Source organism: Odoribacter splanchnicus DSM 20712 (assembly GCF_000190535.1).
Lineage (GTDB): Bacteria > Bacteroidota > Bacteroidia > Bacteroidales > Marinifilaceae > Odoribacter > Odoribacter splanchnicus.
In genome coordinates, this window is record NC_015160.1 from 2,721,547 (window position 1) to 2,736,712 (window position 15,166).

Genomic DNA, 15,166 nt, shown 5'->3' on the forward strand with positions numbered 1-15,166 from the left:
TTATTCGAAAAAGTCTTTTACCTTGCGGAAAAATCCTTTTTTATTTTCGACATTGGACGGTTTCAAGAAGCTACGTTCTTTCAAATCCTCCATAGTTTTTTTATCCTCTTTAGAAAGATTTTTGGGAATCCAGACATTCACTTTGACCAACAAATCTCCTTTACCATACCCATTGATGTCGGGAATTCCTTTCCCTTTCAAGCGCAGGATTTTTCCGGGTTGTGTACCGGGTTCTATCTTCACTTTTACTTTCCCCTCGAGTGTCGGGATTTCGACGGAATCGCCCAATACAGCTTCGGGGAAACCGATGAAGGTATTATATAACAGATCGTTTCCATCGCGCACCAACTCGGGATGTTCGATTTCTTCGATCAATATGATGAGATCACCGTTTACTCCTCCCCGACGGGCAGCATTTCCTTTTCCACTCAAAGACAACTGCATGCCATCAGCCACTCCGGCCGGGATATTCAAGGTGATCACTTCTTCGGAAAGCTGAACACCTTCTCCGTTACAATGGGAACATTTCTCATTGATTATCTTGCCTTCTCCTTCACAAGTGGGACAAGTAGATGTCGTTTGCATGGCACCCAGGATGGTATTCTGTACCCGGGTGATCTGTCCGGTACCATGACAAGTGGAACAGGTGGAAAAAGAGTTACCGTCTTTTGCTCCGGTACCGTGGCAGTGGGTATCAGCAACATATTTCTTTACTTTGATTTTCTTTTCTACGCCTGTAGCCACTTCCTCCAGGGTCATCTTCACTTTCACTCTCAGGTTGGTTCCCCGATTTACCCGTCTGGCTGAACGTCCTCCGCCTCCAAAACCACCGAAGCCACCGAAACTACCGAAAATATCTCCGAAATGTGCGAAGATGTCGTCCATACTCATTCCTGCCCCGCCGAAACCTCCGGCTCCTGCCCCCATTCCGGCATGTCCGAACTGATCATAGCGACGGCGCTTTTCTTCATTACTCAATACATCATAAGCCTCTGCCGCTTCTTTAAATTTTTCCTCTGCTTCTTTATCTCCCGGGTTTCTGTCAGGATGATATTGTAAAGCGAGCTTCCGATAAGCTTTTTTTATCTCGGCCGCTTCAGCATTTTTAGCCACCCCCAACACTTCGTAATAATCTCTTTTTTCAGCCATTACTTTTATATTTGATTATAGGTTCCGGATTTGGGGTTACCGCTGTAATCCAAAATCCGAATTTCCAGACACACCTTCTGTTCCAATCGTGGATTTATTATTCACCGACAACTACTTTAGGAAAACGGATTACTTTATCATGTAAGGTATATCCTTTCTGAATGCAATCGACGACTTTTCCTTTCAACTCTTCGGCAGGAGCCGGAATCTTCGTTACCGCTTCCTGCAATTCAGGATCGAAATCGGTATGCAGGCATTCCATTTCTTTCACTCCCTGCTGAGATAAGAAATCCCTGAAGTTGGCATAGATCAATTCAACTCCTTCGCGTAAAGCCGGCACATCTTCGGCCGTTTCCATACTTTTCAGAGCTCTTTCGAAATTGTCCATAACAGGCAGGATTTTTTCCAGAATTTGTTCTCCTGCGTTCTTCGTCAATTCCATTCTTTCTTTAAGGGTACGTTTACGATAGTTATCGAATTCAGCCGACAAACGCAGGTATTTATCATTTATTTCAGACAATTTTTGTCCCAGTTCTTCTATTTTCTGGTCTTTATCTTCTTTTTTCGCTTTGGCGTGTTTTTCTTTGGTTTCTTTCTCTTCTTTTACATCCCCGGCGTTTACTTTATCTTTCAATTCTTCCTGTGCTTCAGTATCCTTTACATCTTTAGACATGGCGTTTATTTTAATTATTTACACTATCTTATCAACAAGTATTACGCAAATAGAGTATCCCCGGATACTATAAAAATTGCTAAAGCAAAACTAAGCAAAAACTTTGCCAATACCAAACCGCTGACAGGCGTGGTTGTCATTCTGTTAATGCGGCAGTTTTTGCTGACAATGTGGCACCCAAACCGGTCTGTTTATTGTTTTTTCCTGGAAAAGTTCAATTTGCCTTCATCGGCAAAACTGTAATAGGCATTTTCTCCGACGATAATGTGGTCATAGAGCTTAATATCGAGCAGTTGTCCTCCCTCATAGATTTTTCGGGTAATCAGCTCGTCGTATGTGCTAGGGACCAAAGAGCCTCCCGGATGATTATGGGCAATAACGATATAAGTGGCTTTCATGTCTAAAGCCCCCCGGAAAAGTAATCTGACATCGATCACCGTTCCGTCCATTCCTCCCGACGATAAGCATTCACATCCTTTCACCTGGTTGGAATGTGTCAGATAGATGACCCAAAATTCTTCATGATCCAAGTCTTCGATAAAAGAGCGGATATACCGATAAGCCTCCCTGCTAAAGCGGATCACCGATTTCATTCTTTTGGTCTCGGGCCGCCGACGCCGTCCGATCTCTATCGCTGCAACAATAGCAGTGGCCTTAGCCATGCCTACCCCTTTATACTTATTTATCAACTCCCTGACCGAGCGTCTGGCCAATTGGTTCAAGTCGTTGTTATTATCGGCGAGGATTCGCCGGGCCAACTCCAAAGCTGTCTCTCCTCCGACACCGGAACGAAGCAAAATAGCGAACAACTCACTGACCGAAAGCGCAGCAACACCCTTTGTAAGCAATTTTTCCCTAGGCAGTTCATCAGCAGCCCAGGAATTCATCGGTAGATACTGATCACCCATAACGCAAAAGTTTTAGATAAACAATTTACGAAAAATATGGGAGATAACAAAGAAAGGAGATGAGTTTTACTCATCTCCTGTATATCGGTTTAGAGAATAAACGAATTACAGTTTATTGACGTGCAAAGCCAATTTAGATTTCAAATTGGCAGCTTTATTATCATGGATAATATTTTTCTTTGCCAATTTATCCAGCATAGCAACTACTTTCGGCAGTAATTCAACTGCTACAGCACGATCAGTTACCATACGTAATTTTTTCACCGCATTACGGGTCGTTTTAGCATAATACCGATTATGTTCTCTTTTAGTTGCAGTCTGTCTGATTCTTTTTTCTGATGATTTATGATTTGCCATCTCTACAAATATAAAAATTCAACTTTTCAAGTAGTCTGTACGGGAATCGAACCCGTGTTACAAGAATGAAAATCTTGCGTCCTAACCCCTAGACGAACAGACCTTATGTCTTTCGTAGTCTGTACGGGAATCGAACCCGTGTTACAAGAATGAAAATCTTGCGTCCTAACCCCTAGACGAACAGACCATAGTTTTGCTTAGCGGATGCAAATATACGGCAAATTTATTTCCTGGCAAAAAAAATATCTTTTTTTTTCTCAAAATCCTCAACATTTTATCTAACCTTCTATTATTTAGCAAAATAGGACAAGAAAATGTAAAATAAAAAAACAGTTTGTACTTACCGATGTAAAGCCCGACTAAAATTCAAACTGGAATCTCAATTATATTCCATTTCCCAAGCGAATCATTACCTTTGTATGCAATATAAATTGGAAACCAATAAGTATAACCAGTCATGGGTAAATTATATTTAATTCCTACTCCCGTAGGGAATATGGAAGATATCACATTACGTGCACTTCGTTTATTGAAAGAAGTGGACCTGGTTTTAGCAGAAGACACGCGTACCAGTGCCAAGCTATTGAAGCATTATGAGATCACCACTCCCCTGCTTTCTCATCATAAATTCAACGAACACCAGCAAGTAGACCGGATAGCGGAAAGACTGGAAAGAGGAGAGAATATAGCCCTGATCAGTGATGCCGGTACTCCGGGAATTTCCGACCCAGGCTTCCTGCTCACCCGTACCTGCGTAGAACGGGGAATAGCCACGGAATGCTTGCCGGGAGCGACTGCTTTCGTTCCGGCCCTGGTCAATTCAGGATTTCCTTGCGACCGTTTCTGTTTTGAAGGATTTCTGCCCCAGAAAAAAGGCCGGCAAAAGAAGTTGAGTGCCTTAGCAGAGGAAAACAGAACTATGATTTTTTATGAATCCCCGTTCCGTCTGGTAAAAGCCCTGGAACAAATGGCAGAGGTATTCGGCCCGACCCGTCATGCTTGTGTGGCCCGGGAAATCAGTAAAATGTTCGAAGAATTCAAAAGAGGGACTCTCGAAGAACTGGCCGGCTGGTATAAACAAAACGGCGTGAAAGGAGAGATTGTGCTGATCGTCGCCGGTAAAGACTATAACCTGGCAGAAGAGGAAGGATTACACATCGAAATCGAAGAGGAAGAGTAACAAGAAAGGTTCAGGTAAATAAATGACGTGTACTATCAAGCTGAATGAAGCAAAATAATACACGTCATCAGTAGTGCTATCTATTTCCTGAATATTCCTCTCTTAATCGGATGTTTTCCGGGCCATCTCGATCATCTGGCTCAATTCGGCTACGATTTCCTCATCACTGCCGGCGGCTCCCGTTACTTTAAATCGGACGTTCAGAAAAAGCAAGACGACACTCGACAGAGCTCCAATAGTTCCCGAACACGAACACCTTCGACTCACGTTATCACTACATGGGAAACAAACTGTGACCTAAAAAACATGAACTTCTACGAAACAGCCGTTTTCCGATTCCTTACATTAAGATTACGAATTAATTTAGAAATCAGTATTTTGTAAATAATAAGAAAATCCGGTCAAATAGCCTAGGTATCCGTATTCCACCTGTTTTTCAAGCTTATAATATTTTCCTTCTCCTTTCTTTGGTCTGTAGTGCAAACGGAAGATGGAGGGTTTTGTGGCGGAAAACCATTGGAACAGGAACGAGTGTCCGGTTAGGTTTTCCGAACGCCCGACCGGTGGTGTTTGACGAACGAAGTGAGGAGTTCCGCCGGTCAGTGAGTTCTTCGAATAAGCGAGAGAAAAACAAAATCTTTTGTTTTTCCGAGCAGGAGAAGAACCGATGAAATCAACGAAAGCCTTACCGGACCGTTCCAGGCGAACCGGCCTGACGGTATAAAATCCGAAATCGGAATAGAAAGAAAAAAAATTAAACCTAGGTATAAATTAATTGAGTGTATATTCTTAAGACAAAAAGGTTACAAGGCCAAAAGGTAAATGAACCCTTGAAATCCTTGTAACCTCTATTGTTTTTTATTCCGACTCTTTACCCGAATATGTTAAAAATCGTCCAGATCGGTGATCACGGCTTTTGCGACCAGTTTCAGGTCGAACGATAATTTCGCATCTGCAGCAACAACCACTTCTTGATTATTTGTTGTCGAAGCTTTCACTTCCAAAAGGATATTTTCTGTTTGTCCTAATTTTTTAGCTTGTGCCTGAGTCAGATTAAATTCCAGCACACTCTCCTTACCGTTGGCAGCCTGAATAATATCCCGCCCTTTCACAGCGGTAAGGCTTTCCAATTTCTCGCCATTTTCTCCCAACAGCACCAGGGTCGGAATCCGGAGATTCAATGGAAGTCCATTGACAGCAGTAATCGTAATTACACCTTCTTTGATCTTATCCGCATACTTGGGGTCGATATCAATATCGTTCAGCGTGTCTTTGTAATTGAGTCCTTCGGCACTCAATGCGAAAGGTATCCGGACATAAGCATCCAGATCGATTTCACCGTCGCTGTAAATCACATTATCCTCGTCTCCTTGCGGATTTACCGTCACCGTACCTTGATAGGATATATCGCCTGTCGGTGGCAAAGACAGGAAGTCTACAATATTGGAATTATCCTTATTCAACCCTAAAGTATCGGAAAGCACGATATTCGACTTATTCCCTAAAGTGAGCAACTCTTTTCCTTCTTCTAATTTCAGCGTTAACGTATCTCCTTCTGCGTTTTGTCCATAGAAAGTAGCATCGACACTCATCGGGACACCGATACCTTTGTTACGGAGAATAATATTCAGTTCAGGCTTGGTGAACTTAAACTTACCCCCGATTTCATCCAAAAAGTCGATATCCATATTAAATTTATCCGGGTCGATAGCGATCGGATCGACCGTGATTTTCCCTTCTGCTTTTTTGAATTTGAGATTATTCAAGCCAAATATCAAATCCAAGGCAGGATTCGTCACCTCAGTTCCCGCCGGAATGACAATATTTACTTCTAAATCGACCTTTTTCTCTGCATCGAGGGTGAGTATAAAATCGTTTAAATCGATAGACTCCGATCCGGTAGCAGGTACAGACTTCCTAATATGCAGAATCTCACCGTTCATCTCAATATCGGGGAATGTAGCCTCGATCTCATAAGGATATCCTATTTCCGGTAACACAAAATGGGCAGAAGCCTGGATTTTTTTCAGTTCACATCCATCAGGCACTTCTTTTAAAGTGGTTGAAGTCTGAAATTCAATTTCTAACGGATGGTCCAATACTAAATGAACTCCCGATACCATACCGGGTATCGTGTATGAATAGCTGAATTCCAAATCTTCAGCAGGCATATCGAAGACCTGACCGATATCGATATGATAAATACCTTCTTCGGTATATTGAATGATCAGATCATTTCCTTCTTTTACGACCACATCGTCATCGCCCTGATTGATTAAATCCCAAAGAGTAAAAGACCCCTGAAGCACTTTTAAGGAAACACCCGGCTCCCAGCCTTCTATTTCATTGGTCCATTTATCGGTATCGAAAAGATCGGCATCACCACAAGAAGTACACAAAAGCAGCATAGACAACAAAGCCGCACCACCCCAATTCAAACAAAATTTCATCATAAATATAACATTTACACAATAGTGCAAAATTGTGTTAATTTTTTGGAAAATCAAATTTTTAGAAAAACTATTTTTTGCAATTTATCTATTTTCTAAATCATTCACTTTAAACGTCTTCAAGTCATCGTTGCACCTTATATTTCAGGATCGTATTGTTTCCGGTTCCGGCAAACAAGAAAAATCCGTCATTTCCTAAAAAGACGATTGAAAAAGGCGAATCGCCGGTAATGGGAAATCCTTTGGACAGCTTTCCATCAGCCGATAACAAAAACAAGTGGTTTTGTTCCGGATCGGTCAAGCCGACACGCACGTCTTTAGCAGAGAAACGGTATACATAAGGGAAACCTAAAGTTTTAGCCTCCATTTTCTTCTCGAAAAGCGGCGTTCCATCCAAACGGGTGACCAATACCCGGTTCCCATCGGTAAACAAAACATCCCCGTTCCCATTTCCATCCCAATCCACTATATTCATTTCAAACCGATCGGACAATCCTTCTACCCGGGAAGTCTCTGTCTGACCGGAAAAATTCACCACATGTACCTGTCCTCCCTTACCAGCAAATACCAGAACCGGTTGTCCGCCTTTACGGGTTAAATAGACATCGGTATGAGGTTTCAGATCGAATACGGAAGAAACTCTCACTCTCTCTTTGCCTTTACGGTCCAATATATAAAAACGATACCGATCGGCAAAGACGATATAATCTTTGTCGGCCACCCTGAAATGCTGTACTTTCGAAACGACCGGTTTATCGGTCTTTTGGGGATTCCAGCCTTCTACCGGTTTTCCATCCAAACCGTACAGATATACTTCCCGGTTTTCACAAGGAACAAAGATGCGGTAGTTACGGTTATTATCGTAATCGTACACGGATATTCCCTGCTCGCACTTTCCTTTGAAAGCGACGGGGAAACGCCCCGCTGCATTACCGTTGCGGTCGATCAGGTACATCTTGTCGGGAGTAGAAAACAGGTATTGTAATTTCCCGTTCTTGAAGAGATCGATCTGATATACTTCGCTATTGATCTGCTGCCCGAGAGGAAGTTTCCAAAGCACACGCCCCACATCGTTGATCAGATAAACGGTATGGCGATCGTCCTGCACGAACAATTCCTTCTCACCCGTCACATGATTGGTCACGGGAACGGGCTTCATACTCACTTTCCCATCCAATTTAGTCTGCCACAATACATGCGGACGAATTTCATCCTTTATCTCGGCTGTACTCAGAAAAAGAGTGGTATAGAGCATATCTCCCTCGTTGGACCACTGCCAGGCCCAGGTAGAAAATACAGACAGTTCCTTTTGACGTCGAGTCAGGAATTGCTGCCAACTTCCCTGAGTCAAAGAGGTATAAAAAGGTAAAACCTCAGCCGTACGGGCAAAATAAGCCATATTGTATTTTCCGGCCAAACGGGTTTTCAGATGCCGATACCATTCGGCATCGCGGATGACGCTCCCATGCACATAATCGCGGGCAAAACTCTTTACCGCACTCTCGGAGGAAGCAAAAATCAGGTAGTTATCCTCCACCAACACGCAACGGCATTTTATCCCTTCAAAAATATATCCCCAATAAACGGCAGCCAGATCATCAGCCGGGAAAAGATAGTAACGGAAAGTTTTTTCCCGATCGAGGTTATATTCTTTTAAATAGTTTTCTGAAGACTGATTATCGAAACGGGCATATTCCTTCATCATTTTCTCCAACACCACTTTACACAGGCTACCCGATTTAAGACTGGCTACGATAAGCCCATCCCTTTCGCGGGTCGCTTCATTATAGGCCAGATCTACAACAGCAAACTCTCCCTGCAACAAATCGCGCAACTCTTCTTCGCGTCCTTTTCCGAACATCTTAACGAACTGCTGCTTTCGCCTGAAGATATTTTCTTTTTGTCCTACCGTATAGCGGTAATTGTCCAAAGCAGCAAAGTAAGCCGCAGGATTACTCAGGTTCAGCAATCCTAACGAGAGCAGACCGGAAGGCAGTACCCCGTCGATATTCGCTTCCCGGGCCTGTTGTTTTTCCAATGTAGCGATGTACGAACCATCCAGTCCACTATAGTTCATAAATCCGTTCAGACAAATCCCCTGTCCGCTGAAATCTCCGTCCAAAGCTCCCCATTTGAAAAAACGGGTAATATCGACATGGGGAAAAACCTTTTTAACCTGGATATACAAAGGCATCAACTCTGTAAAAGCTCCGGTATTCAACAGAATATTTATACCGGCACCGGCTGAAAAATATTTATTCAGATTCTGATAATGGGGTTTGACTCCTTCCCCGGCTTCTTCGAGGTCGAATTGTTTCAGTCCGTCTTCGATATACAGGTCCGAATCCGACAACAAGATAATACCGCCGCAAACAGCAAAATAAGCGATCTCTTTCCCTTGTTTTAAAGTATATATTTTATGCCGGTCGTATTTCCGTACCTTCTCCCCTCCGGCAGCAAAAGTCCGGTTCAGGAAATCGGTTACTTCTCCCCGGGAAATGACATCTTTATTATCCATCACATAGAGGAAAGCCACGTCGCTCTTGCCTTCCACCCGGGCTGCCACAACGTAAGGATGTGCCTTCACCAGCCCTTGTTGTTGTAAAGTATCGGTTATCCGGACCAACAACTTCCGGCGAAACACTTTCAAATCGGCCGCAAAAGCCTGCCGGATCTCAGGTGCTAACTCAGCCCCGGCATTAACCGTCACCACGACAGCCGAATTGTAAGGGATAAAAGAATCTTTACTACCGGCACGCATTTTCCCCTCTTCATTGATATACCAAATGGCACAAACAACGACAGCAAGCAGGATAACGGCCAATAATGATAATAGAATCCCTTTTTTCATACAATTTAACGTCGGTATACAACAAGCTATTTCAAAGCAAAATTAATAAAAAATGCCGGCACTGCCGGCATGATCTGGTAAAATTATTCTTCTCCTTTCTTTTTCAGGTAAGTTCGTCCTTCCAATATCCAATCGGCCGCAACCGTTTTTTTCAGATAATAATCGAAATAATCCATGACACGCCCGGTTTGATCCAAGGTATTCATTTGTCCACCGATTGTATGTCCTTCGCCCTCATAGGTCAATAGGATACAAGGTTTTCCAAGCCTGCGCATGGTAATATACATTTCCAGTCCCTGACTCCAATCGACGGCCTGGTCTTCAGTTCCGAAGATCATCAATAGCGGCGTCTGAATGTTTTCTGCCTGAAATACCGGGGAATTACAAATATATTGCCGGGAGATTTGCCACCAGGGTAATCTGAAACGTGCCTGTCCCGTTTCGAACATTTCTTGATTGGAACGTCCGCTTTCCCAATAAATACTATTATACATACTTATCATATCTGTCAGAGGTGCTCCTGCCACGGCAGCAGCAAAAAGCGGAGTTTGTGTGATGATATAAGCCGTCTGGTAAGCACCCCAGCTATGCCCGATCAAGCCCAACCGTGCAGGATCGATATCTTCTCTTTTCAACACTTGCCGAACAGCAGCCGTAACACAGTCTACTGCCGATTCGCCCGGCCGGTTCACCTCATAGGTGATATCAGGCTGAAAAACAAAATAGCCCTGTAACACATAATTCATCGTATTATAAAGATCCGATGCCGAAGGAAAAACAAAATCGTTTAAATGCTGGGACAGTCTCTCGTAGATATGAACGATCATCGGATAGGATTGACCTTCCCGATAGTTTACCGGATAAAACAATGCTCCTTTCAACTCCTTACCCTGTGAATTTTTATAACGGATCAATTCACTCTTGCGGAAAATAAATCCGGAAGGACGCAAATTCGTATGTGTCAATTGTTGAAGCCGATTCAGGTTTTCATCACAAACGAATAATTCGGGAGCTGTAATATTGTCAGCCCATCCGAGCAAGTTCATCTTTTTATCTGCCGACTGTTCCAAACGTAACGTACTGAATGCCCCATACAGTAAAGGGCGATGATGTCCTTTAGGATCGAAGCGATAAATTCCGGAAGCCCCGTCATCACCGGTAGCTCTCAACAGCAAGTTACGGTCGGGAGTCAAAACTCCGCGTTGAAATTTCCGGAAAGTGATCTTGTCTTCGCGTCCTCGGGTCAACCGCTTCAATTTCAGCGTAGCCGGCTCGACACTCCAGATATCATATTCGTCATAAAACCAAAAAGCCTTATCTTCTTTCAGCCAACCGGCCACACCGAAGGAGGGAGCGATATCGATAGGGCCATCGTAATATATATCGCTTAATCCAGTAGTTACCTGAGCGGTAAGATTGATATATTCTTCTTTCGCTAAATCGTATGCCCACCAGTTTTTATTCTTAAAATAGTAAACATACTTTCCTTCGCGGGAAAAAGAAGCCGACAATATTGTATTCTCCAACAAGCGGGTACGTTTTCCTGTCTCCGTCTGTATCACATAAATATCCCGATGAAGTTCGCGGTAATGGGGCCGATAGGGCCGATCGTCGACAGCTAAAACAAATGCCCCGTCGGCAGAGATACCGGCTATATCGAACAAGGAAGAATCGGCCAGCTGCCTCCAGCGTTTTTCTTCCGGCCACCATACACACAAATAGGTCCGGCTACGATTCAGGTAATAGCGGTTTTTCTGACGCGACTGAATTTCCTGATCTTTCCAATGCCAGATATCGACATCTGCTGTAACTTCCGCCCGGGATTCCCCTTGATACCGTTCCGGAGCGATACCGAAAAACAACTTTTTCCCATCGGCAGACCATTGGGGCGTGTAATATTCACTGATTTTCATATTTGCCGGAAAATCGGCCCAGGCCTCTGCAGCAAAACAGCAAACCTGCTGCCTATTTCCGATATTCCGGACGACATGAATTTCCCTGCCTTGCTTCTGCCCTGTACTGTCCGACAACACTTTCATAAACAGAAGCCCGTGGTCTGTCCATTTCAATTTTTCATATCCGTTTTTATCGTTTTCTAAAAACAGAAGACGGTAATCATTCAGTTCCAATACCTCCAGACTATTGCTCAGTCCCTTTTCAGCTTTTAGGGTATAAGCCAGGTATTTCCCCGTTGGATCAACCGTATATTCCTGTATATTGGCTATATTCTTTATCCGTTTTTTTTCAAGATCATAAAGATTCAATTCTACGGCATCCCCAGCATTTTTCCCTTTCAAAATCAAACATTTACTATCGCTGGTAAAAGTAAAACTTTCTATTCCCCGGAAAATCTGTTCTTCACCATCAGCGAGGCAAACCAGTTTCACCTGATAAGCAATACCGGCAGCCACGTCTTCTCCCGTCGGTTCTGAAAAGACGATCCAGCGGGAATCTTTGGAAAATTCAGGAGCCGAGGTTTCTTTATACTTATACTCCTTGCCCGACACGATATTCCGCACAAACAAGGTATCTGTTGTCTCTCCGGCCTGGATTCTCCACATCGCCCATTCTCCGGATGGAGATAACCCGTATTGCAATAGTTTGTGCCACAACTCGAATTCATGAAAATCCCGAACTGTTTTATCACCGGCCCATACGTTTTCCATCCCCCCCACTCCTATCAGACAGACGAAGAAGGTCAATATCACTTTTTTCAAACCAATCATTTTTTCAATAGATTCTTCAATAATTTCTTTAATGCAGGATTAGAAGGCCGGAGTGCCTCGGTATCTACCCAATTACCCTCTTTATCGATCAAAATAAACCGGGGTATAGAACCGACGTGTAACTCTTCCGGAAGACGACTCCAATCACCGGCCCACAATTGCACCCCTCCCAACTGATGCTCCCGAACATATTCTTTCCATTTTTTCCTGTTTTCATCTATGGAGATACTGACAAATTCAATCTCTTCCCCCTGAAATTCAACCTCCAGCTCTTGTAAATAAGGAATTTCGGCTTTACAGGGGGCACACCAGGTCGCCCAAAGATCGATAAACTTATATTTCCCCCGGAAATCGGCCATAGAACGATATTGCCCGGTAGTATCGGGAAAGATAAAATTCGAAGCCCGTTCTCCTTTTTGTAGTATGGAATGAGGACGTCCCTTATACTGGCATAATCGCAGCCGCTGTTCCTCATTTTGCATCAGAGAAAAATACTTCTTTTCGTAATCACAAAACCGCTCGAAACTAGCGGTATCTATTTCAGCCAACACAAATTCGGCTTTCAATACCGGAGATCCGATTTCAGCCAACCACTCATCGAGCGAATATTCTCCCTGACGTACAACAAAACTCCTTTTGTAAGCAAAATATTTCCGAAGCAACTGAATGCCGTATGGTTGTTGCAGGATACGTTCATCTTCAAGAGGGAAATGTCCGATGATCTGCCGATAATAGGCCGATTGTCGTTCTTCGGATTCATAAAATTGTTGATTTTTAGCAATATAAGAAACAAAATCATACAACAGATCAAATTCGACCGTTTCCTTCAACTGTTTCCGGAAAAGGGAATCCCGGACAATTATTTTTTCCAGCCACCGGTCCACCTCTTGCCGGACCGAATCGAAGCGGGGGAAATAGGCACCGTACGCTTCTGCTTTGGAACGTGTTTTCAAAGGGCGTTCCATTTCTGTCCAGTGTGCCAACAAACGATTTTCTTCACCGACACAACCTATCTGTTTCCAAACCCCATCGATTCTCTGAAGTTGTATTTCATCTCCTGCTTTTATATACATCCGGTGATAATTATTTCCATCATACAGGTAATAAAAACCAGTCTCTGCCGGCTGGAACATAAAAGCGAAACTACCGTTACCGGCAATAGTGGTACCGGCATATTTTACCGGTACCCCATTTTCTACGGTCATCAGTCGTACTTCCTTTACGGGTATCTTTCCCTCGATCTTTCCCTTTATCACGGCAAATTCCTCCGCCCTGATTCCTCCCCACGGAAGACAACAGAACAACCATAGCAACCACACTCGACTATCTATCAATAACATAAATATACATTATCCATTTTCGAACTCATATACATTACCTCCGAAGGCATTCCTTCACCCTGGTAAACTTCCGGATTGTCCTTTACTTTATCCGCCGAAGTATCGAAAAGGTAAAGTTTGTAACTACTTCCGTTTCCGGTAGCAACGACCAACTTATTCGTGTACTCATCCGGTGCCTCATAATTATTGTCGAAGATAATATGTTTGATCATAACGATCTTTTCTCCTGCCGGCACAGCGGGTTGTCCACCCACTCTTTTCACTTCCTGCGTCTGTTTGTTCTGCAGGTCATAATAATACAGTTTATCGCCTTTAGAAAAATACAGCATCTGGAAAGTACGGTTCATCCCAAAGCATTCGGCTCGAGTGAACTCATTTTCCAGCGGAATCTTATCGATGGCTGTAATTCTGTTTTTGAGGAAACCCGACATCCAAGACACCAAACAATTAAGATCGAAATGAAGAATAGAACGAGCTTTGGTCGCGTCTTTTTTCTGCATGACAACGTATCCTTTTCCACCTTCCCACATCCCCTCATCCAGAAAACCGGCATAAAGCGGCTCCTGATCAGGATAAGCTTCAGGAAATTTAGAATGATCATCACTATCCAAATAAACCAAATTCGGATTTCTACGGACAACGGTACAAAATTTACTGCTCTTGGTATCGAAAAACAGGGGGCTCATAGTTCCGTTCTTCGTCATCAGATGGGCCAATTCATAATCGCCCTCCTTCGCATAAGCGAACTTACCCGCTCCCAAAGGGGAACCACGTACTTCGATGGCAAATACTTTTCCATCATTCACCAAACCGTTTTCGTCCGATCCACCGAACCATTTACCGGGAGCAACGACACTTTGTTTCTCATAAAAGAGGGAATTGAAATCGCCAACCATTTTCAGATCGAGAATCCGGACCACTTGTAATTCTTTCTCCGACACAACCATCAGACAGGCGTTATCCTTGACCATCGCTTCCTTTTCTTCGTCCAAATAGGCATAATCACCGATATAACCCAAAGAACGAGGCCGGCCGGCCAGTGCTTCTCCCCGACTTTTCTGTATCAGCCCGGTATTCTGTAATTCCGGAGAAAAGAAATCGACATCGGTCGTCTCCCCATTTTGCTTCATCACATACCATCCCCTGAAATATTTCGATTCTATGATCATTTCGGATTCTATATAATTCACAACACCGGTCTGCTTATCGCTATATTCGAAAATAAGCCGATAAACTCCCGGACCTGCCCAAACGACCCAATCCAGATCTTTCTCCCGCGAAATAGTATCGATCTTTTTCGATCCCTCACTTTTATGATACATCCACACATAATCATATGTCCGGTCCTTATCTTCCGACTGGATGACAACAGGAATAGACAAACGGCTCAACAAATCACAGCGGTAAACGGGATCTATTCCGGATACTGCGGTCCGATTCAGTTCGTGATAATCATAATTGCCTTGATCGTCATAACACGACCAGCATAGTACAGACAATAAGGCTAATAAAAATAAATATACCGTTCTCAT

The 15,166-nt window shown here is 43.4% G+C and carries 11 protein-coding genes and 2 tRNA genes; 1 reads left to right on the forward strand and 12 read right to left on the reverse strand.

Annotated features, from left to right (window positions below; translation table 11 throughout):
* The 6 genes from dnaJ to ODOSP_RS11455 all read right to left on the reverse strand — a co-directional run bounded on the left by dnaJ (nucleotide 1) and on the right by ODOSP_RS11455 (nucleotide 3,274).
* Nucleotides 1-1,149, reverse strand: a complete 1,149-nt coding sequence (gene dnaJ, locus ODOSP_RS11430) for a molecular chaperone DnaJ (protein WP_013612461.1) — start codon at nucleotides 1,147-1,149, stop codon at nucleotides 1-3.
* Nucleotides 1,150-1,246: 97 nt separating this feature from the next.
* Nucleotides 1,247-1,822 (reverse strand): nucleotide exchange factor GrpE, encoded by a 576-nt coding sequence (gene grpE, locus ODOSP_RS11435; protein WP_013612462.1) that lies wholly within the window; start codon nucleotides 1,820-1,822, stop codon nucleotides 1,247-1,249.
* Nucleotides 1,823-2,013: 191 nt separating this feature from the next.
* The gene (gene radC, locus ODOSP_RS11440; protein ID WP_013612463.1) at nucleotides 2,014-2,730 is read right to left on the reverse strand and encodes a RadC family protein; all 717 of its coding nucleotides are present in this window, start codon (nucleotides 2,728-2,730) and stop codon (nucleotides 2,014-2,016) included.
* Nucleotides 2,731-2,835: 105 nt separating this feature from the next.
* Entirely contained in the window at nucleotides 2,836-3,087 is a 252-nt protein-coding gene (gene rpsT, locus ODOSP_RS11445; protein ID WP_013612464.1) for a 30S ribosomal protein S20, read from the reverse strand.
* 31 nt (nucleotides 3,088-3,118) lie between these two features.
* Nucleotides 3,119-3,190: transfer RNA gene (locus ODOSP_RS11450), tRNA-Glu, on the reverse strand.
* A 12-nt stretch (nucleotides 3,191-3,202) separates the two neighbouring features.
* Nucleotides 3,203-3,274, reverse strand: a tRNA-Glu gene (locus ODOSP_RS11455).
* A gap of 270 nt (nucleotides 3,275-3,544) precedes the next feature.
* Between ODOSP_RS11455 and rsmI the strand changes: the two genes are divergently transcribed.
* Nucleotides 3,545-4,267 carry a 16S rRNA (cytidine(1402)-2'-O)-methyltransferase gene (rsmI, locus tag ODOSP_RS11460; protein ID WP_013612465.1) on the forward strand — a complete coding sequence of 241 codons (723 nt, stop codon included), beginning with the start codon at nucleotides 3,545-3,547 and terminating at the stop codon, nucleotides 4,265-4,267.
* 102 nt (nucleotides 4,268-4,369) lie between these two features.
* Here rsmI and ODOSP_RS19935 read toward each other — a convergent pair whose 3' ends face one another.
* From ODOSP_RS19935 to ODOSP_RS11485, 6 genes are all read right to left on the reverse strand, one after another.
* Nucleotides 4,370-4,534, reverse strand: coding sequence for a hypothetical protein (locus ODOSP_RS19935; protein ID WP_157741844.1), 165 nt, complete (start codon nucleotides 4,532-4,534; stop codon nucleotides 4,370-4,372).
* A 617-nt stretch (nucleotides 4,535-5,151) separates the two neighbouring features.
* Entirely contained in the window at nucleotides 5,152-6,720 is a 1,569-nt protein-coding gene (locus ODOSP_RS11465; RefSeq protein ID WP_013612466.1) for a hypothetical protein, read from the reverse strand.
* Between the two features lie 121 nt (nucleotides 6,721-6,841).
* Entirely contained in the window at nucleotides 6,842-9,568 is a 2,727-nt protein-coding gene (locus ODOSP_RS11470) for a hypothetical protein (RefSeq protein WP_013612467.1), read from the reverse strand.
* Nucleotides 9,569-9,651: 83 nt separating this feature from the next.
* Nucleotides 9,652-12,276 carry a S9 family peptidase gene (locus ODOSP_RS11475; RefSeq protein ID WP_228026243.1) on the reverse strand — a complete coding sequence of 875 codons (2,625 nt, stop codon included), beginning with the start codon at nucleotides 12,274-12,276 and terminating at the stop codon, nucleotides 9,652-9,654.
* 14 nt (nucleotides 12,277-12,290) lie between these two features.
* A complete protein-coding gene (locus ODOSP_RS18835; protein WP_013612469.1) occupies nucleotides 12,291-13,634 on the reverse strand; it encodes a TlpA family protein disulfide reductase in 1,344 nt (447 codons plus the stop codon).
* Nucleotides 13,625-15,166 carry a PKD-like family lipoprotein gene (locus tag ODOSP_RS11485; protein ID WP_013612470.1) on the reverse strand — a complete coding sequence of 514 codons (1,542 nt, stop codon included), beginning with the start codon at nucleotides 15,164-15,166 and terminating at the stop codon, nucleotides 13,625-13,627. Before ODOSP_RS11485 ends, ODOSP_RS18835 begins: the two co-directional genes overlap by 10 nt.